The organism is Pseudomonas sp. B21-051 (genome assembly GCF_024748795.1).
Taxonomy (GTDB): domain Bacteria; phylum Pseudomonadota; class Gammaproteobacteria; order Pseudomonadales; family Pseudomonadaceae; genus Aquipseudomonas; species Aquipseudomonas putida_A.
In genome coordinates this window covers 3030167-3049914 of sequence record NZ_CP087166.1, presented here as the reverse complement: position 1 = coordinate 3049914, position 19748 = coordinate 3030167, and the positions used below count along the sequence as shown (strand labels likewise).

Annotated in this window: 17 protein-coding genes; 9 read left to right on the top strand and 8 right to left on the bottom strand. The window is 58.0% G+C overall.

Annotated elements, in window-relative coordinates; translation table 11 throughout:
- Positions 1 to 216 precede the first annotated feature (216 nt).
- Positions 217 to 759, bottom strand: a complete 543-nt coding sequence (locus tag LOY52_RS13585; protein WP_258674312.1) for a histidine phosphatase family protein — start codon at positions 757 to 759, stop codon at positions 217 to 219.
- Between the two features lie 451 nt (positions 760 to 1210).
- On the opposite strand from LOY52_RS13585, the gene LOY52_RS13580 reads away from it, so the two are divergent.
- Positions 1211 to 2521, top strand: a complete 1311-nt coding sequence (locus tag LOY52_RS13580; protein WP_258674311.1) for a HAMP domain-containing sensor histidine kinase — start codon at positions 1211 to 1213, stop codon at positions 2519 to 2521.
- Here the strand turns inward: LOY52_RS13580 and LOY52_RS13575 are convergent.
- From LOY52_RS13575 to LOY52_RS13555, 5 genes are all read right to left on the bottom strand, one after another.
- On the bottom strand, positions 2479 to 3030 hold the full coding sequence (locus LOY52_RS13575) for a membrane integrity-associated transporter subunit PqiC (RefSeq protein WP_210557105.1): 552 nt from the start codon (positions 3028 to 3030) through the stop codon (positions 2479 to 2481). The genes LOY52_RS13580 and LOY52_RS13575 overlap by 43 nt on opposite strands.
- Before the next feature lie 16 nt (positions 3031 to 3046).
- Entirely contained in the window at positions 3047 to 4702 is a 1656-nt protein-coding gene (locus LOY52_RS13570; RefSeq protein ID WP_258674310.1) for an intermembrane transport protein PqiB, read from the bottom strand.
- A 185-nt stretch (positions 4703 to 4887) separates the two neighbouring features.
- Positions 4888 to 6189: an FAD-binding oxidoreductase gene (locus tag LOY52_RS13565; RefSeq protein WP_258674308.1), complete on the bottom strand. Its 1302-nt coding sequence runs from the start codon at positions 6187 to 6189 to the stop codon at positions 4888 to 4890.
- Entirely contained in the window at positions 6186 to 7274 is a 1089-nt protein-coding gene (locus tag LOY52_RS13560; RefSeq protein ID WP_041063835.1) for a polyamine ABC transporter substrate-binding protein, read from the bottom strand. The genes LOY52_RS13565 and LOY52_RS13560 overlap by 4 nt, the downstream gene beginning before the upstream one ends.
- A 158-nt stretch (positions 7275 to 7432) precedes the next feature.
- A complete protein-coding gene (locus LOY52_RS13555) occupies positions 7433 to 8791 on the bottom strand; it encodes a glutamine synthetase family protein (protein ID WP_095135836.1) in 1359 nt (452 codons plus the stop codon).
- A gap of 161 nt (positions 8792 to 8952) precedes the next feature.
- Between LOY52_RS13555 and LOY52_RS13550 the strand changes: the two genes are divergently transcribed.
- The 5 genes from LOY52_RS13550 (at position 8953) to LOY52_RS13530 (ending at position 14537) form a co-directional block, all read left to right on the top strand.
- Entirely contained in the window at positions 8953 to 9849 is an 897-nt protein-coding gene (locus LOY52_RS13550; protein ID WP_258674307.1) for a helix-turn-helix domain-containing protein, read from the top strand.
- Between the two features lie 95 nt (positions 9850 to 9944).
- Positions 9945 to 10454 (top strand): sigma-70 family RNA polymerase sigma factor, encoded by a 510-nt coding sequence (locus tag LOY52_RS13545; RefSeq protein WP_258674306.1) that lies wholly within the window; start codon positions 9945 to 9947, stop codon positions 10452 to 10454.
- Positions 10454 to 11416, top strand: a complete 963-nt coding sequence (locus tag LOY52_RS13540) for a FecR domain-containing protein (RefSeq protein ID WP_258674305.1) — start codon at positions 10454 to 10456, stop codon at positions 11414 to 11416. Before LOY52_RS13545 ends, LOY52_RS13540 begins: the two co-directional genes overlap by 1 nt.
- A gap of 67 nt (positions 11417 to 11483) precedes the next feature.
- Positions 11484 to 13886 carry a TonB-dependent receptor gene (locus LOY52_RS13535; protein WP_258674304.1) on the top strand — a complete coding sequence of 801 codons (2403 nt, stop codon included), beginning with the start codon at positions 11484 to 11486 and terminating at the stop codon, positions 13884 to 13886.
- A gap of 135 nt (positions 13887 to 14021) precedes the next feature.
- Positions 14022 to 14537 (top strand): cupin domain-containing protein, encoded by a 516-nt coding sequence (locus LOY52_RS13530; protein WP_258674302.1) that lies wholly within the window; start codon positions 14022 to 14024, stop codon positions 14535 to 14537.
- A gap of 565 nt (positions 14538 to 15102) precedes the next feature.
- Here the strand turns inward: LOY52_RS13530 and LOY52_RS13525 are convergent.
- Positions 15103 to 16110: a zinc-binding alcohol dehydrogenase family protein gene (locus LOY52_RS13525; protein ID WP_258674300.1), complete on the bottom strand. Its 1008-nt coding sequence runs from the start codon at positions 16108 to 16110 to the stop codon at positions 15103 to 15105.
- Between the two features lie 109 nt (positions 16111 to 16219).
- Between LOY52_RS13525 and LOY52_RS13520 the strand changes: the two genes are divergently transcribed.
- The 3 genes from LOY52_RS13520 to LOY52_RS13510 all read left to right on the top strand — a co-directional run bounded on the left by LOY52_RS13520 (position 16220) and on the right by LOY52_RS13510 (position 18765).
- Complete coding sequence (locus LOY52_RS13520; RefSeq protein ID WP_133839512.1) at positions 16220 to 17110, top strand: LysR family transcriptional regulator; 891 nt, start codon at positions 16220 to 16222, stop codon at positions 17108 to 17110.
- A 439-nt stretch (positions 17111 to 17549) separates the two neighbouring features.
- Entirely contained in the window at positions 17550 to 18407 is an 858-nt protein-coding gene (locus tag LOY52_RS13515) for an SPOR domain-containing protein (RefSeq protein WP_258674299.1), read from the top strand.
- Between the two features lie 67 nt (positions 18408 to 18474).
- On the top strand, positions 18475 to 18765 hold the full coding sequence (locus LOY52_RS13510; protein ID WP_183681695.1) for a DUF6388 family protein: 291 nt from the start codon (positions 18475 to 18477) through the stop codon (positions 18763 to 18765).
- 103 nt (positions 18766 to 18868) lie between these two features.
- Here LOY52_RS13510 and LOY52_RS13505 read toward each other — a convergent pair whose 3' ends face one another.
- Positions 18869 to 19723, bottom strand: coding sequence for an AraC family transcriptional regulator (locus LOY52_RS13505; protein WP_258674298.1), 855 nt, complete (start codon positions 19721 to 19723; stop codon positions 18869 to 18871).
- Positions 19724 to 19748: the final 25 nt, after the last annotated feature.

Genomic DNA, 19748 nt, shown 5'->3' with positions numbered 1-19748 from the left:
AATGAATGCAGAGGCGAGCACGGCCGAGGGGCGTGTCCTGCATTCAGAGAACGGGTCTGCTTCCAGCTTTAAGTTCTCCTCGGGAAGACAAGCTTTAAAATGAAATATTTCCAGTTCTGGAAAGTAAAAAACATTTCTTATTACAAATTTCATACACGCCAATACCCTGTGCCAGAGCATTGGCCGAGCTGTTTATTGCTTGATTAAGTTTGCTGGTTACTTGGTCAATCGCTGCCAGCCTTCGGGATTCATGATGCCGATTACATCAAGTTTTCCTTGCGCATCCATCCGGGCCAAAACAGTGCTGCCATATTCGGCGGCGACCGCGCGCGGGTAACCGGTCTGCCGTTCGAAATCGGCGATGCAGCCGCTGTGGGTTACCAGAATCATGTTCTGTCCCGGGGTCTTGTGCGCCATCAATTCATTGCGCATCGTCGGGCCACAGGTTTCCAGCCATTCCGCCGCCACGGCATCGTGGCCTAGCATGTAATGCGCAGTCTGCAGGGTGCGCGTCAACGGGCTGCTGAAGAACTGGGTTTTTTCCAGGCCCAGTTGCGTAAAGCCACGGCCTACCTTGGCTGCAGCAATGCTGCCAGCCTGGGTGATACCGTCTGCCGGCCCCAGACAGGGATTGGTCGAGCGGTCGCAACGTTCGGTATGTCGCACCAGTGCGACGACCTCACCGGCCTGCCAGGCCTTCACCCATTCCTGGGTAGCCGACGCACTCGCATAGCGCAGGTTGGCGGGCGAACGTTGCATCCAGACGAAGCCGCAAATCAGTGTAATCAACAGCAAACCGACAGCAATGATTGCCCAGGTGCGCGGACGAGACAGATCCCATCGCCTGGACGCTGATTGTACGTGTACTAATTCAACCACGACGTTGCCCCTTGTCATTCCCGAGTTCCACTCAGTACACGCGCAGTGCAACGTAAGCTCCAGGAGGTTAGTTACTTTACGGTGGTCTACTTGAATGGCTGCTGAACACTACGTTCAGAGTCGTGGCGGAGCAGTGAAGAACATGTGAAAAATTTGCGAGGTCCGGCGTGTGTTAACTAAAACGGCTATTTGATAAACAAACTCAAATACCCGTTTTGTTTGTTTTAAACACTTAACAACAACGCCGGGCAAGGCGAAGCTGCGAATATTGGTCAACGTCGTCGCGCCGCCCCTTGCAGCCCTGACATCAGCCCTGGAGTCATTGAACCGGATGGATCTCAAGCAAAGCCTCGCCAATCGGATTGTGATTGTGTTCGCCTTGATGAGCGCGGTGGTGGCCGGTGTCTTCGCGATGGGCATTGTGGCCACGGTGCATGTCGTCGAGCACAAGTTGACCATGACCGCCCTCAGCGGTGGACTGCGCCGGTTGTTGGCGATGGACGACATCAACCAGTGGCGCCACGAGCCGGAAAAGAGCGAACTGTTTTTTTTCGAGAACGGCCCGGGGCCCATGGCGCTGACGCCGCAACTGGCAGCACTGCCTCAGGGGTTTCAGGAGATCACCTTCAACGGTGACAATTTCTACGCGATGGTCGAGGCAGTCGGCGGACGCAAGTATGTGCTGCTGCGCAATCAGGAAAGCTTCGAGCAGCGCGAGCACTTGCTGTTCGTGGTGGTGATTGTCGGGTTCATCCTCAGCGTCATGCTGGCCGTCGCGCTCGGCAGGCTGCTGGCGCGGCAGGTCATGGCGCCGGTGATTCGCCTGGCGGGGCAGGTGCGGCATCGTGATCAATTGATCGCGCTGGCGCCGGCCCTGCATCCGGATTACGCCGATGATGAAGTAGGGGAGTTGGCCCTGTCTTTTGACCAGACACTCGGCCGGTTACGCGAAACCCTGAACCGCGAAAAGCTCTTCACCAGCGACGTCAGCCACGAACTGCGCACACCGTTGATGATTCTCGCCAGCTCCTGCGAGCTGTTGCTGGCCAACCCTTCGCTGGATCCGCGTTCCACCCAGCAGGTCACACGCATCGCCCGGGCCAGCGCTGAGATGCGCCAACTGGTCGAAACCTTCTTGATGCTGGCGCGCAAGCCGGAAGAGCTTGGTACCGAATCCACCTGCACACTCAAATCTATCGCCGATGCCCAGGTGGAAATCTGGGGGCGACTGATTCGTGAAAAGGGTCTGGAATTCATCTACGAGCCGCAACTGGCGGGCAGCACGCTCTATGACCTGACGTTTCTGCAGTCGGTCATGGGCAATCTGTTGCGCAACGCCTGGCACTACACCGATCAGGGTTTTGTCCGCTTGACGCTGCTCAAGGACAGTTTCGTGGTCGAGGACAGCGGCATCGGTATTCCGGAAGAGAAACGTCACGCGATGTTCCAGCCATTCGTGCGCGGTGACGAGCAGCGCGGTGAAGGCCTTGGGCTGGGATTGTCGCTGGTGCAGCGGATCTGCAGCCATCAGCGCTGGCAGGTTCAGTTGGTGACTCGCGAACCCAACGGCTGCCGTTTCACCGTCACGCTGTCGGCGGCTCAGGAGGCCGACGGGCAGACGCGAGAATTACCCGCCGCTTGATTGATCAATGCAGCCAGGCGTTTGACGTTGTTCTGTTGCGCGGCCACCAGTTCGTCGATGCTCGGGCCGGACGGAGTTTGCAAGGTTGAATGGCAGGTCAGCAGAGCATTGTCCGCCGCACCGCTGGGACGCAGGCGCCATTTGACGTCGATCAGTCCGTACTGGCCGGGGATCGAGTCGAAACGCTGCACATCGATGCGCACCGAGACGTTGCCGCGACTGCCGGTATTGCTCAGTTGATCGTTCAAGGCACTGCGCAGCTCATCCGCCAGACTCGCCCCCCACCACTGGGTTTCCAGAATCGCCAGGCCGTTGTTGCCCTGACGGATGACGATTTGCGGGCGGTCGACTTGTGGCGGCACGCTGATCCCCTCGATCGGAATCTGCGCGCCCGAGCGGGACGCCGGCAGTTGCACCGGTGTCAGGGTGTGAAAGTTGATCGGCTCGCTGCGGCAGGCACCAAGCAGCATGAACGCAGCGAGCACGGTGATCTTCAGCGGTAAAGCCATGGGGGAGCTCCTGTGCTCAATTGCGCGGCGGTCCTTTCAGATCCAGCGGCGCCGCGTTGTCGGGACGACCGCGAATCAGCGATTCCGGATGGCGACCGAGATAATCCGACAGCTCACGCAGCGAACGCGACATGCGCCCGAGTTCGTCGAGGGTCTCGGTGAGTTTCTCGCGCTGCGGCGAATCTTCGGCCAGGGTCGAACTGGCGGACTGCAAGGTCTTGCTGACGTCGGCCAGGGTGGTCTGCACGCTCGGAAGGGTTTTCGCATTGAACTGGGTCAGGCCTTTGCGCAGCTCGACGAGGTTGCTGTCGAGGTTGCCGGCAATCCGTTCGACCGGCAGTTTGTTGAGCTTGTCGACCACGGCTTCGAGTTTTTCCTGCAACTGTTCGAGGCTGCCGGGCACGGTTGGCAAGACCACCGGCCGGGCCGTCGCGTCGAACACAACTTTCTCGGCTTTCGGGAAGAAGTCCAGCGCGATGTACAACTGCCCGGTCAGCAGATTGCCGCTGCGGGCCTGGGCGCGCAGGCCATTGTCGACGAAGGTGCCGAGCAAACGAATGCCAGCGGCTTCGTCGTTGGGATCGTGCTTGAATTCGGTGAGCATTTTTTTATAGGCCTGACCGAGGCGCTGCGGGTAAATGACGATGCCGACGTTAAGCGGGAAGCTGCGTTTCTTCGCGTCGAAGTCGAGGTTGATCCCCACGACCCGGCCAATCTCCATGCCAAGAAATTCCACCGGCGCATCGACCTTGAGCCCGCGCAGCGACTGGTCGAAGCGCAGCACCATGTATTGCGCCTTGCCGTTGGGCGGGGCGAGGGCGGTCTGCTGATCGGCGAACAGCTCGAAGTCCTTGTCGTCGGCGGCGGCCACGTCGTTGGGGCTGTAATCCGGCGCACGGAAGGCGATGCCGCCGACCAGCATGGTCGACAGCGATTCGGTCTTCACCGCAAAGCCGTTGGCACCGACATTGATGTCGATGCCGCTGGCGTTCCAGAACCGGGTGTTTTCGGTGACAAACGCGTCGTTCGGCGAATGGATGAACACCTCGATGTCCACGCCTTTGCCCTCGGGATTGAGGGTGTAGGTCACCACCTGACCGACCGGAATCTTGCGGTAGTAAACCGGCGAACCAATGTCCAGCGAGCCGAGATCCGGCGCATGCAGCATGAAGCGTTTGCCCGGTTCGCCGTAGGTGATCGGCGGCGGATTCTCCAGGCCCTTGAAGTGTTTGGCGCGGCTGTCGGACTGGCCGATGTCGGCACCGATGTAGTCGCCGGAGAGCAGGGTGTCGATGCCCGATACGCCACCGGCGCCGATGCGCGGGCGCACGACCCAGAAGTGCGAGTCTTCGCGGGTGAAGGTTTCAGCCTGTTTGGACAGCTTGATGGTGGCGTCGACGCTCTTCTGATCGCCGCTCAACTCGACGTCAGTCACCTGACCGATCACCACATTGCGGTATTTGACTTCGGTCTTGTTGGCGGTCAGGCCGCTGCCGGTCTTGAAGTTGACGACGATGCTCGGGCCTTCCTGCAGCAAGTTGTGCACCACCAGCGAAATACCGACCAGCACCGCGACGATCGGCACGATCCACACCAGTGAAATACTGAAGCGTCGCGTCTTGATCGGCGCTTGGCCCGGTGCTCGTGGCTCATCGGCGGCTGACGACTTCATCCATGTCCTCCTCGGTTTGGTGGATGCTGAGCGTCAGGAACGCAAAAGCACTTCATCAATATAGAAGTGCTTGGCGATAGAGCAAATAAGGTTACGTGTAGGAGCTGCCGAAGGCTGCGATCTTTTGATCTTGGTTTTTAAGGTCAAAAGATCGCAGCCTGCGGCAGCTCCTACAGGGGCGAGCGTTAGCCGAGGATTTCGCGCAGGCGATACCAGAACATGCCCAGTGCCAGCAGCGGCGAACGCAGGGCCGGGCCGCCGGGGAAGGTCATGTGCGGCACGGCGCTGAACACGTCCATGCCCTGACTGTGGCCGGCGTGAATCGCTTCACCCAGCAGCTTGGCGCACCAGTGCGTGACGTTGAGGCCGTGACCGGAGTACCCCTGAGCGTAGAACACGTTCGGCTGCTGCTTGAGCCGGCCGACCTGCGGGAAACGATTGGCGGTGATGCCGATCTTGCCGCCCCATTGATAGTCGATGCGCACATCCGCCAATTGCGGGAAGACCTTGAGCATCTTCGGGCGCATGTAGGCGGCGATGTCCGCCGGGTCGCGGCCGGAATAGTGGCAGGCGCCGCCAAACAGCAGGCGTCGATCCGCCGAGAGCCGGTAGTAGTCGAGGCCGACTTTCTGGTCGCACAGCGCGAGGTTGTGCGGGATCAATTGCGCGGCGCGCGCCTCGGACAGCGGCTCGGTGGCGATGATGTAACTGCCGGCGGGCAGTACCTTGCCGCTGAGTTGCTGTTCGAGTTCATCCAGATGCGCGTTGCAACCGAGCACCAGACTGCCGGCGCGAACGCTGCCGGTGGCGCAGCGCACTTCAACGGTTTCGCCATGAATGATCTGCAGCACCGGGCTTTGCTCGAAGATTCGCACACCGAGGGACGCCGCCAGACGCGCTTCGCCTTGCACCAGATCCAGCGGGTGCAGATGACCGGACCCCATGTCGATCAGACCACCCGCGTAGATGTCGGCGTTGACCACTTGCTGACGGATCAGCTCCGGGCTGACCAAACGGGTCTGGTGTTGATAACCGAGTTCGTCGAGGCTGACCTGTTCGTCCTTGAACGCTGCGAATTGCGCCGGAGTGTTGGCCAGCTCGCAGAAGCCCCAACGCAGGTCGCACTCGATGGCGTTCTCGGTGATGCGCTGGCGCACCAGTTCCACCGAGTCGATGCCGGCGCGTTGCAGATAACGTACGCCTTCGTTGCCGACGTAACGGGCAAAGCCTTCGACCTCGTGACCGATGCCGCGAATCAACTGACCGCCGTTGCGCCCGCTGGCGCCCCAGCCGATGCGCCGGGCTTCGATCAACACCACCGACAGCCCGCGCTGCGCCAGTTCAATCGCAGTGTTGACCCCGGTGAACCCGCCGCCGATCACGCAGACATCGGCGGTGAGGTCTGCGTCGAGTGCCGGCCAGGGTGTGCTCGCCCGGGCCGAAGCGGCGTAATAGGAGCGGGCGTGTTCTTTACTGTACTGATTCATTTGTTCGACTTCACTTTGCTCCAGGACCGGGTCATCAGACGCATGATCGACTGGGGCGGGGTAGAGGAGATGTAAAGCTTGTCCAGCACGGCCTGCGACGGGTAGACCTCGGGATTGTTCACCAGCGCCTGATCCATGTACTGCTTGGCGGCCGGGTTCGGGTTGGCGTAACCGACCGAAGCGCTGACCTTGGCAATCACTTGCGGATCAAGCAGGTAATTGATGAAAGCGTGGGCTTCCTTGGTATTGCTGGCATCGGCCGGGATCGCCAGCAGGTCGAACCACAGGTTGGCGCCTTCCTTCGGAATCGCGTAAGCGATGTTCACCCCGTTCTTGGCTTCCTTGGCGCGGTTGGCCGCCTGGAACACATCGCCGGAGTAGCCGAAGGCTACGCAGATGTCGCCATTGGCCAGGTCGGAAACGTATTTCGAGGAATGGAAATAGGTGATGTACGGGCGAATGCTCAGCAGTTTCGCTTCGGCCTTTTTATAGTCTTCCGGGTTCTCGCTGCGTGGGTCCATGCCCATGTAGTTGAGGATCGCCGGGAACACTTCGTCCGCTGAGTCCATCATCGACACGCCGCACTGGGTGAGTTTCTTCAGGTTCTCCGGCTCGAACAGCACGGCCCAGGAGTCGATGTGATCGATGCCGAGCACAGCTTTGACCTTGTCGACGTTGTAGCCGATGCCGTTGGTGCCCCACAGGTACGGCACCGAGTGCTGGTTGCCCGGGTCGTTCTTCTCAAGCAATTCGAGCAGCTTGGGATCGAGATTCTTCCAGTTCGGCAACTGCTCGCGATCGAGTTTGAGGAACGCGCCGGCCTTCACCTGACGCGCGAGGAAGTGGTTGGATGGCACCACCACGTCGTAGCCGGTACGGCCGGCGAGCAGCTTGCCTTCCAGGGTTTCGTTGGAGTCGAACACGTCGTAGATCACCTTGATCCCGGTCTTGGCCTGGAAGTCGGCGAGGGTGGTTTCACCGATGTAGTCGGTCCAGTTGTAGACGCTGACCTGTGGCTGGGCCAGGGCTGCGGTGCTGCACAACAGCGCCAGTGCGGCGGGAACCATGGATTTCAATAGACGCATATCGACACCTCTTCGAATTTTTTGGATTTTTCAGGTGGTTCGCTAATCCATGTGAGAGCGAGCCTGCTCGCGAAAGCGGTGGGTCAGGCAACATTGATGGTGACTGTGCTGACGCCTTCGCGAGCAGGCTCGCTCCCACAGGGTATATATGGCGTGGATTAGACGCTCAGCAGCAGGAACTCGCGCTCCCAGGAGCTGATCACACGCTTGAAGTTTTCATGCTCGGCGCGTTTGACCGCGACGTAGCCGCGCACGAACTTGTTGCCCAGGTAACGCGCAACGGTGTCGCACTCTTCCATTTGCGTCAGCGCGTCTTCGATGGTGATCGGCAGGCGCAGGTTACGGCGTTCGTAGGCGCGGCCTTCGACGGCAGCGCTCGGCTCGATGCCTTCGACCATGCCGATGTAGCCACACAGCAGGCTCGCGGCGATCGCCAGGTACGGGTTGGCGTCGGCGCCCGGCAGGCGGTTTTCCACGCGCATGGCTTCCGGCCCGGAGGTCGGCACACGCAGGCCGACGGTGCGGTTTTCTTCGCCCCACTCGACGTTGACCGGTGCCGAGGTGTCCGGCAGGAAGCGGCGGAACGAGTTGACGTTGGGCGCGAACATCGGCAGCACTTTCGGGATGTACTTCTGCAGGCCGCCGATGTGATGGCGGAACAGCTCGCTCATCGTGCCGTCGGCATTGGCGAAGATCGGCTTGCCGGTGGCGATTTCCACCACGCTCTGGTGCAGGTGCATGGCGCTGCCGGGTTCGTCACCAATCGGCTTGGCCATGAACGTGGCGGTGACGTTGTGCTTGAGCGCCGCTTCGCGCAGGGTGCGTTTGAACACGGTGATCTGGTCGGCCAGATCCAGTGCGTCGCCGTGCCGGAAGTTGATTTCCATCTGCGCCGGGCCGTCTTCGTGGATCAGTGTGTCCAGGTCCAGACCTTGCAGCTCGCACCAGTCGTAGACGTCTTCGAACAGCGGATCGAATTCGTTGGCGGCATCGATCGAGAACGATTGCCGACCGCTTTCAGCCCGGCCCGAACGCCCCAATGGTGCCTTGAGTGGCAGGTCCGGGTCTTCGCAGCGCTGGGTCAGGTAGAACTCCATTTCCGGCGCCACGATCGGCTTCCAGCCCTTGTCGGTGTACAGCTGCAGGACTTTTTTCAGCACGTTGCGCGGCGACAGTTCGATCGGGTTGCCGAACTTGTCGAAGGTGTCGTGGATGACGATGGCAGTCGGCTCGATCGCCCATGGAATCACATACACGGCGTCGCTCACCGGTTTGCAGACCATGTCGATGTCGGCCGGGTCGAGCAGGTCGTAGTAGATGTCGTCGTCGACAAAATCCCCGGTTACCGTTTGCAGCAGCACACTTTCCGGCAGGCGCATGCCTCGCTCATGCAGGAACTTGTTGGTTGGTGCGATCTTGCCGCGGGCGATGCCGGTCAGGTCGCTGACCACACATTCAACTTCGGTAATCTTGTGATCTTTCAGCCACGTGAACAGCTGATCGAAAGGGGCATTCATAAAGACCTCGTTATTGGTTTTATAGACGCCGGGGAGGGCGGGTTTCATCTTCCGCCCCTTCCCCTGTGGCGCGTTGACGACTATCTTGGGCGTGCCTTGCCGTTCCATCTATCCACTTTAAGCAGCACCAAAGCGCACCAAAAGAGTGCGCAAGGTCTCCCATGACAACGTGTAATCCGCTACAGGTTCAGGCTTTCAATACCGCTGATGTCAGTGAACAGATCCGCGCCACGCCGGGTTGGGTTCAGCATTACCAGCAGATGTCTCCCGGACATTTCGCCGGGCAGATTCGCTATCTGGACCTGGAGGGTGTGCAGGTCTACGAAGAACAGATGAACACCCGCGTCGAGCAGACATTCAGCGCGCCGTCGGGCGCCTTGGCGTTCTGTTTCGATCGCAGCGACAACGCGCTGTATCTGCTCAACGAAGACAGCCGCAACATCTGGATCACCCCGGAGAACTACCAGGAAATTGCCGTGGTGTTCGGCCCGGAATTCGTCCGTCAGCACGGTCTGGAGGTGGCGAGACTCGAAGGATTGTTCATGGCGCCGCTTAACTGCGGGCAGAACGCCTTGTTCAGTCGCTGGTTAAGCTCAACTCTCACGAAGTTGTCGCAAGCTGTTGATCCGTTTGATAAAGACTCACTGACTCAGCAGTTACTCGAAGACTGTCTGTTCATCCTCGACAACGCACACACCCGTCTTGATCGCGGCGGATTACAGCGGCGTAGCGAAGAACGGATGATCATGAAGCGAGTAGGGGAGTGGGCGGCAGATTCGCCGGAAGACACCGTCAATCTGCTCGAACTGTCGAAGGTCGCAGGGGTGCCGTTGCGGCAATTGCAGCAGGCGTTCAAGGCCTACACCGGGATGACCCCGAGTCACTGGTTGCGCCTGCGCCGGCTGAACAGTGCACACCGCGAATTGCTCAAGCGCCGGCCCACGGAAACCACCGTGGCTGAGGTGGCGATGCACTGGTCGTTCTGGCATCTGGGGCGGTTTTCCAGCAGTTATCGGGCGCTGTTCAAAGAGCTGCCGAGCGAGACGCTGAAACGCTAAAGATTACCGTCACGGGCAAAAAGACCTTTGTGTCCCAAGCGAAGTTAAATAGAATCAGTCTCATTTGAATCTAACTTCGCGCAGGGTCTCTTGAGATGATTGAAGCCGCCACGCCATCTGAGCAGAGCCTGCACGCGCTTTACCGCGATAACCGAGGCTGGCTGGAAACCTGGCTGCGTCGACGCATGGGCAACGCGTGGGATGCGGCGGATCTGAGCCAGGACACCTTCTTGCGTGTGCTATGCAGCGCGCAACCGATTGCCGACATGCGTGAGCCCCGCGCCTATCTGCTGACCGTGGGCAAACGTCTGCTGAGCAACTTCTACAGCCGCCGCAGTCTGGAAAAAGCCTACCTCGAAGCCCTCGCGCAACTGCCGCAGGATTGCGTGCCATCGCCGGAGCAGCGTTGGCTGCTGCTGGAAACCCTGCAAGCGCTGGATGAGTTGCTCGATGGTTTGCCCCGAGCGGTACGTCGGGCGTTTTTGTGGAGTCAGCTTGAAGGCCTCGGTTACCGCGAAATCGCCGAGCGCCTGCAAGTGGCCGAGCGCACCGTCAAACGTTACATGGCGCAGGCCTACGAGCATTGTCTGCTGGTGGATCTTTGATGCGCGTTGCCCCCAGTGATGAAGCCCGTGAAGTCGCTCGCGTCGCCGCGCACTGGCTGGCGTTGATTGAGTCCGGCGAAGCGGGCGCTGACGATCATGCGCAATTGCAGACCTGGCGTAACAGCGATAGCCGGCATGAAATCGCGTGGCAGAAAATCCAGCGCTTGCGCGAACGGTTTTCTGCACTGCCTTCTGCGCTGGCCATGGCTACGCTGGATCGTCCGGACGCAGCGCGTCGGGCCGTGCTGAAACGCGCGCTTGGTATCGCGGCACTGGTGCCGGCAGCCTGGTTGATCAGTCGGCAACTGCCGCTGGACGTCTGGCGCGCCGATTTGCAGACTGGCACGGGTGAACACAAGACATTGCCACTCGCCGATGGCAGTTCGTTGCAGCTCAATACCGATAGTGCCGTCAATGTGGATCTTGCCGGCGGTCAACTGACGCTGGTGCGTGGCGAGATGGCGCTTGACGTGCCAGGCGACTCAGCCCTGATCATCAATGTGCCGTACGGGCGGATCATCGTCAGTCACAGTGAGATTTGCGTGCGTCTCAATGAGCGTGACTGCAATGTGTCGGTGGTCCGTGGCTCGGTGCAGTTGCAACCGTCAAGCGGGCCGGCGCTGATCCTCAATCAGGGCCAGCAGATCAGGCTGCAGGCTTCTGGCGCGGGGTCTGTCCGAGCGTTTGACGCCTCGATGCCAAGCTGGCGCGACGGTGTATTGATGGCGCAAAACCAGCCGCTGGGGGATTTTCTGCGCGAATTGAGCCGTTATCGCCCAGGCGTGCTGCGCTGGGACCCGGAGCTGGAGGCGCTGCGCATCACCGGCAGTTTTCGCCTGGATAACACCGATCAAGTGCTCTCGCTATTGGCTGCCAGCCTGCCGATCGACGTGCAGCAACGCACGCGCTTCTGGGTCTCTGTCGTTCCGCGAAAACCCTCTCAGTCAAAAAAAACAGCTTGAGACCTGTCCCTTTTTTTCGCCTCGCTGGTCATTCCAGGCAAGTGAACCAAATCGAGAGCTTTTTCCTATGCCTGCAGTATTTCCAGGTCGTTTGCGTCCGTTGTTGCAGTTGAGCCTTTTGTTGAGCCTGAGTGCCAGCCCTGTGTTGATCCCCTGCAGTTGGGCGGAAAGCGCCGACCGCCGCGCTTATCAGGTGCCGGCCGGCAGCCTGGGTGCGGCGCTGACCCGTTTTGCCGGACTGGCCGGGGTCAATCTGTCGGTAGATCCGGCCTTGGTCAGCGGGCGCAACAGCAATGGTTTGTCGGGTGAGTTTGGCGTGGAGGAGGGCTTCACCCGGTTGTTGCAGGGGTCCGGTCTACAGCTGCAACCGGCGGGCGAGCGTGCTTACACAGTCATTCCAGCGCCGGACGGCGGCAGTCTGGAACTGGCAGCCACTTCGATTCTTGGATCGACGGGTAGCACGGATTCCGAGGTTTTTGCCGGTGGCCAGGTTGCGCGCCGAGGCTCGCAAGGGCTGCTGGGTTCCAGGGATTTCATGGAGACCCCGTTCAGCATGACCACCTACACCAGCGAAACGGTGAAAAACCAGCAGGCCCGCACTCTGGGCGACGTGATCGCCAGCGATCCCTCGGTGCGTGCGACCAACCCGGCAGGTGGCCGTTATGAGCAATTCACCATCCGCGGTTTCAGCCTGTTCAACAGTGATGTTTCCTACAACGGGCTCTACGGGGTTCTGCCCACTTACACGATCGACATGGAAATGGCCGAGCGCGTCGACATCCTCAAGGGCCCGAGCCAACTGATCAACGGGATTTCGCCGCGGGGCAGTGTAGGAGGGGGGATCAACGTGGTGCCCAAGCGCGCCGGCGATCAGCCGAATACATCGCTGACGGCCAGTTACGCTTCCAACAATCAGCTCGGCGGCGCCGTCGATATCGGCCGTCGTTTTGGTGAGGACAACCAGTTCGGGCTGCGTTTCAACGGCGTCAAACAATCGGGTGACACTGAATGGGATCACCAGAGCGTCGATCGCGACATGGCCGTGCTGGGCCTGGATTTTCGCGGTGAGCGTCTGCGGCTTTCTACCGATATCGGTCACACCGAGCGCGACACCGATGCGCCGCAAGAACGTGTGCAGGTCGGTGCAAGCGCTAAAGTTCCGGATGCTGATGATGTGCGCGACAACTACGCGCAACCCTGGAGCCAGGCGCGAACCAAAGATACGTTTGGCACGCTCAATGGCGAGTTCGACGTCAGCGATTCGGTCATGTTGTATGGCGGCGTCGGCGCCCGTAAAAGTAACCACGATTTCCTTCGGCATGCGGTGGCGGTGACCAACGACGCCGGCGACTTCAGCGTTCAACCGCGGGACTTCACCCGTGATGAGAACGTCCGGACTGCCACGGCGGGTGTGCGCAACTGGTTCCATACCGGGCCGGTCAGCCACGAGGTCAACCTGGCGGCCAGCTACTTCTACATGGATTTCGAAAATGGTGGCGCGCGGTATGCAGCAGGGCGCAGCAATCTGTATGACCCGGTGGAAACCGCAAAACCGCGCACTCCAACACGCTACGACGCCAAGGTCTACACGGAAAACCGCTTCAGCGGCGTCGCACTGTCCGATACGCTGGGGTTCTTCGATGATCGCCTGTTACTGACCCTTGGCGCCCGTTGGCAGAGGGTTCAAGTCGACGACTGGAGCGATGATGTGAAGGGCGACACGGCCTATGACGAAGAAAAACTCTCGCCATCGGGCGGCATTCTGTTCAAGGCGACAGACAAGCTGTCGCTCTACGCCAACTACATGGAAGGCCTCAGCCAGGGGAAAATTGCGCCATCGACGTCAGTCAACGAGGATGAAATCTTCCCGCCTTTTATCAGCCGACAAGTCGAAGTCGGAGCCAAATATGACGCGGGTTCGTATGCGCTTACAGCGTCTGTGTTCCGAATCAAACAGCCTGCTTATGAAACCAACGCCTCGACACGAGTCTTCGGCCCGAACGGCAAACGACAAAACGATGGTGTGGAATTGAGTGTGTTCGGCGAGCCGTTCAAAGGGTTTCGATTGCTCGGCGGCGTGATGTACATCGACAGCGAACTGACCCAGACCACCAATGGAACCTTTGACGGTAACCGCGCGCCCGCGACCCCTAAATACAACGTCAATCTCGGCGCAGAGTGGGATGTACCCAATGTACAGGGGCTGACGCTGACCGGGCGCGGAATCTATTCGAGTTCGCAGTATCTGGATCAGTCCAACCAGAAGGAAATCGACTCATGGGAGCGATTTGACGTGGGTACGCGTTACGCCTTTAAAGTGGACGACAAGACCATCACCGTACGCGCCAATGTCGAGAACGTATTGGATAAACGCTACTGGAGTTCGGCAGGCGCATCAGATGACAGCGAACCCGGTTTGACACTCTCGACGCCGAGGACTTATCTGCTATCGGCAACGGTGGATTTCTGAATTGCTTTCTCGAGTAAAAGAGGCGCTTAAAAGGAGGGTAAAATCCTCGAAATTCAGCGATGTACTGTTAACTACACTAAATAGCCGTTTAGTAGAGCTATCGCCGCATCTGTCCTTAAATCAATGGAGTGGGCCATGAATCGAGGGAAAACAAGCGCCGAGGATGTGATTGCGGCGCTGGATCTGCAGCCTCATGTCGAAGGCGGCTATTTTCGCAGGACTTTTCAAGCAGATCAGCGCGCCATGCTGCAAACCGCCAGTGGCCCACGTTACCTGATGACCTCGATCTATTACTTGCTGACTGAAGATTCGCCAGTGGGCCAATTTCATTTCAACCAATCGGACATTCTGCATTTCTATCATCTGGGCGATCCTGTCGAGTACAACATGATCCTCAGTAACGGTGAGTTACGAACGCTGGTGATGGGGAGCGACGTTCTTGCAGGCCAGCATTTGCAAATGCACGTGCCTGGCGGAATCTGGAAAGCTTCGCGACTGCTCGAGGGAGAACATGGATTTGGCTTGATCAGTGAGGCCGTGTCGCCGGGATTTGATTTTGCGGACATGGAGATGGGTGATCGACGCAAACTGATTGCGCGTTTTCCACAGCATCGGATGCTGATTGAAAAGCTGACGAGGGATGCTGATTGAAGGTCGCCAATTGCAGGCAAGGCCGAGGTTTTGAAAAGTGAGGTTTTGGGGGAATACGCTGGATTGAAATCTGGCGTGCAACCGGGCTAATCCTGAAACATCTTGTTACGTGTAATGTATATTATGTTAAATCAGGTATTACGCTACGCGCCTTCTGTACCCAACGACTGTCTTGTGCTCAGAACTGAACATGCGAATCACCTTTCGAAAAATTTAGTTTCTAGGCCGCCTGCGGTTAAAGCGACGCGTGAGCAAACTTAATGCACACCCATCAGCGCACCGCATTTCCAATGCGGATGTTTCCTAAAGGTTTTTTTTCAATTGATGGCTCCAAGTAGGACTTTCGCTTCAAGCCCGATAACGCGCTTGATTCATCTATTATGTTGTTTCGACTTTCCTCCCTAGCTCACGCATCAGCGAAAGGATAGAGATCTCTATGAGGGGTAAAAAATCGATACCAACACGTTACTGGACGAATTCATCGTCAACGCTCCAACATTAAAAAAATGGCAAGTGATGCCGCAGGCGGTTCAGCGGGCCCGCAAGCGACCCGCCTGAAGTGAAATCAGAAACCTTCGAGAACGATCTTGCCCCGGGCCTTGCCGCTCTCGACCAGCGCATGGGCACGACGCATGTTTGCCGCATTGATCGCACCGAAGTGCTCGCCCACAGTGGTTTGCAGAACACCTTGGTCAATCAGAGCGCTGACCCGATTGAGCAGGTGATGCTGGTTGATCATGTCCGGGGTTTCATACAGCGAGCGGGTGAACATCAGCTCCCAATGCAACGACAGCGACTTGCGCTTGAGCGGCATCACATCGAGGCTGTCGGGGTCGTCAATCACACCCAGACGCCCTTGCGGCTTGAGCACGTCGATCAGTTGTGCAAAGTGCTGTTCGGTGTGAGTCAGGCTGGCGACATAGTCGATCTCCGGCACGCCGAGCGCTTGCAACTGTGCGAGCAGTGGCTGGCTATGATCAATCACGTGATGCGCGCCCAACTGCCGCACCCAACCAGCGGTTTCCTGGCGTGAAGCAGTTCCGATGACGGTAAGGCGGGTCAACTGGCGTGCCAGTTGCACCAGCATCGAACCGACGCCCCCAGCCGCTCCGGTGATCAACAGGTACTTGCCCTCCCCCGAACCCTCGACGACACCAAGCCGGTCAAACAACAATTCCCAGGCAGTGATCGAGGTCAACGGCAACGCTGCCGCATCGGCGGCACTCAATGACCGAGGCTTGTGTCCGACGATCCGCTCATCGACCAGATGGAATTCGCTGTAGCTGCCGGTGCGGGCAATCGAGCCGGCATAGAACACTTCATCGCCCGGCTGAAACAGCGTCACTTCAGAGCCGATCTCGCGGACAATGCCTGTGGCATCCCAGCCGAGGATTTTCGGTTCTTTTGTGAAAGTTCCGGCGCGCACCTTGGTATCGACCGGATTTACTGACACCGCGCGAACTTCGACCAGCAGATCCCGTGGACCCGGCGTGGGCAACGGGAGGCTGATGTCGATCAATGCGTGTGGATTGTCGATGGGCAAAGCGTGTTCGGTAAAGGTGATGGCTTTCATGGACACTCGCTGTCTGAAGGGTGATGCACTCGTTTGCAGCCATCTTCGACTTCCCAAGTACAAAGAAAAACAATCAGAATGCGCCAACACTTTCACTGCAGGAGTGAAAATGATCCGCATCGATGATCTTGGTTTATTCATTCGCAGCGCCGCGCTGGGCAGTTTCACCGCCGCGGCGCTGGAGGCTGATCTATTGCCTGGTCAGGTCGCCGCCGCCATCAAACGTCTGGAGCGCGAGCTGGACGTACGCCTGTTCGCCCGCACCACTCGCAGCCTGCGATTGACTGCCGAGGGCGAGCAATATCTGCCCACCGCCCACTCAGTGCTTGAGACCCTGAAGCAAGGCAAGGAAAACCTGCGTGGTGAGAACGCCACGCTGCGGGGCGTACTGCAAGTGACAGCGCCGTCCGATCTGGGGCGCAACATACTGCTGCCGTGGCTGACGCTGTTCCGCCGTCAGCATCCAGAATTGACGTTGCGTTTTTTCCTGTCGGACCAGATGGCCAATCTGTTTCGCGACCCGGTGGACGTGGCGATTCGATACGGCCCGAATGAAGACGCCAACTACGTGGCACTGCCGCTTGCACCGTGGAACCAGCGGGTGCTGGTTGCCTCGCCGGAGTATGTGCAACGCTGCGGTTCTCCCCAAACGCCGGATGACTTGAGCAAGCATCACTGCCTGCTCTATCTGCAAAATGGCCGGGTCTACGACAAGTGGAACCTGGGCGGGCAAACCGTGCAGGTTTCGGGGCCACTGTTCAGCGATGACGCCGATGTCGTGCGACGCTGGTCGTTGGACGGTGAAGGTATCGCCTACAAATCCTGGCTGGATGTCAGTGCCGATATCGCCGCTGGGCGCTTGCTTGTGCTGCTGCCGGATTTTCCTGGCGAAGCTTCGCCGTTGAGTCTGGTGTGCCCGCATCGCAAGCAGATCAGCCCTGCGGTTTCCCAGCTTTATACGTGGTTGAGTGGTCAGTTTTCTGCGCTGAAGCGCAGTTGAAGCGAATAACGACAATTGATGCTTGTTGAGTATCCCTCGCTTCGTGGTTCGGCGGATCAATGCGCTCACCAAGCACAATATCCGGAGCGTTCACCAGGAACGCTCCGAGGATAGGAACGACACCTGAAGTGTAGTGCAGCCACCGGCGCCGTTTGGAAGGGTGACAAAAAACTCAGCAGCTTCGCCCTGTCCGTACCGAAAAGGACCGGCAAACAATTCTTTCATTTATACCGAACGCGTAGGCATGGTTTAAATTTTTGGCTAGGTATTTCAGCCAAGATATTCCCCTTAAATACAAGTGTTCTAATAGGCCTTCCTTGAACCCATCTGATATGGTTGTTTTTCGATCATCTGAGCCTTTTTCGTCATCGAACAGTCTATAAAGTGCAAGCCCGATGTTCTTTAAAACAACAAAAAGCAGCCAACTAATTTTTGGCTCTTGGGCACACTGACGCGCTCAGGAATTCAGACCATCCCAGGATCAGCAATAGAGCCTGATTTATCAGAAATAATTGGGAAAAATAACTATTCACCTATTTTGGAGATGGCTGCTGTGCGAAAGCTTGGTTTGGGCTTCATGGTAACCGGAGTCTTAGGACAACTATCAGCGCTTCTATGGGTGTACACGTCCACAGGACCACTTTGTCAAAATAACGTTGACAATTCATACATCCAGAAAAAAGTGACAACGTTCGAACAACTTATCGATGACACTGCTAATGAAATTGTAAAAGACCTCAGTGCCAAACATTCCCGTGGACTGACGCCCAATGCGAAAAAAGAATCCCGCTCCCCCTATTCAACGGAGGCTGACACCGAACGGCTCTTTATCGAGAAGCAAGACGAAACGCCGATGCTTTCGCTGCCTTCATTGTCCACACAGGCACACAAATGGACGATGATTATCAGCGGTCTGATTGCTTTCACTGGCCTGCTGTTGGCAGTCTTCGCACGCAAAACAACCATTGATCCGCAATGGCATGTCTTTCGCAGCGTACCAGGCTCCTTAATCACGCTGCAACGCCCGTGTTTGACGTGTGGCCGGCATATTTTTCACGTTAAAAAAGTAGCTTCGATCACGCCTTCATCCGGCCTATGGGTGGTCGAAATTGCATTGAATACACCTAGCCGCCATCGCGCAGTAAAAGCCATTCAGCAGTTGGAGTTGCCGGTAGCGCGTAAAGAAAACAACTTTGTCGTCATTGGCCCGTATAAACAAAAGCAGGACGCGGCTCGAGTCGTGAAAGAGTTGAGTGAAAGTCATGGTGTTAGAGGATGGATGATGGCGGGAAATTGACATAATCCTGTTAGCGCTACTGATCTCGAAAAAATGTCTACCTGTTTTATGACACGAGAGTGTATTCATGATCGCAAAAGAACTTAGAGCCGAACTCGCCCTGAAGAAATTCCTGGACGCCAACTTATGGATCCAGCTTGAACTCAGCGAGCTGAACTACAACCTCGCTGAAAACTGCGGGCTTTCGCCAGAAGAATATCGCCTGAAGTTTCTACAAGAAGCATTTGAAGCAGAAGCGGATGCTCACGACTGCGATTGCTGGGACTTCATTCTGCAGTGGGTGGCTGAAACTAAGGAAGAGCTTGAGTTGATGCGTGAAGAACGCATGAAAGAGATTTATGATTTTCTGGACGATTAGTAGACCCTACAACTTTCGTAGCCTATACAAGCCGCCAGCTTCAAGATAAAAGACTAACTTCATCGGCGGGAGTATTGCCCAATACCCCCGCCCTCCTCTCGATTCAAACCGCCGCGTAACTATCCACTACACGCCGATACTGGCTGGGCGAAGCTCCGATGTGCTGACGGAAAAACCGTGTGAAATGACCTTGCTCGGAGAACCCGAGGTTCTCCGACAAAAGACCCAGCGTTCCACTGCGCTCACGCTCAAGCCAGGCAAAAGCGCGGCGCATGCGCGCGTCGTTCAGCAAAAGGGTCGGCGTCATGCCGGTGTCTTTCTTGAACAGCGCAAAGAAGTGTGCCCGAGACAGACCACAAGCCCGCGCGGCGTTGTCGATCGGGTTCGGATCATCGAGATGCCCAAGCAACCAGGCGGTGCCACGGCGCACGCGCGCGTCCCGAAACTCATTTGAGTTCGGCGCACCCAGCAGCGACAAATGCCGCCAGCTGGAAAAGTCCTCGATCAGTTCGATCAGGAAGTCGAACAGCATGAACTCCAAGCGCTCTTTCGGCACGATCCCACAACCATGCGCTTCGGCGACCAGGATGTCGGCCAGGGTGCGATTTCGACTCGACAGCTCGATGCATGATTGGGCAAAAAAGTCCGGCCGACCGCTGAGCGCCAGCGACTGCTGGGCAGTGGCCAGCCAGGCGGGCTCGATGTAGAGCGCCAGGATGACGGTGGCACCCGCACCCGGCTGCGGATCGTAGAAATGCGGCTCCCAGGCGTTGACCAGCACCGCCGTGCGATCACTGAGCGGAACCCGCCGACCGTTAACGTTGAAGTAAGTGTCCTCGCCGGACACTTTGACCAGCACATGGCATTCGGAATGGGTATGGGTGACCAGCGAATGATCCATATTCAGCAAGGCGACCCGGCCAAACCTGCCGTGGAAAACCCGTTGGGCAATCGACATCAGATTCCTCCGCTCGCTTGAAGCG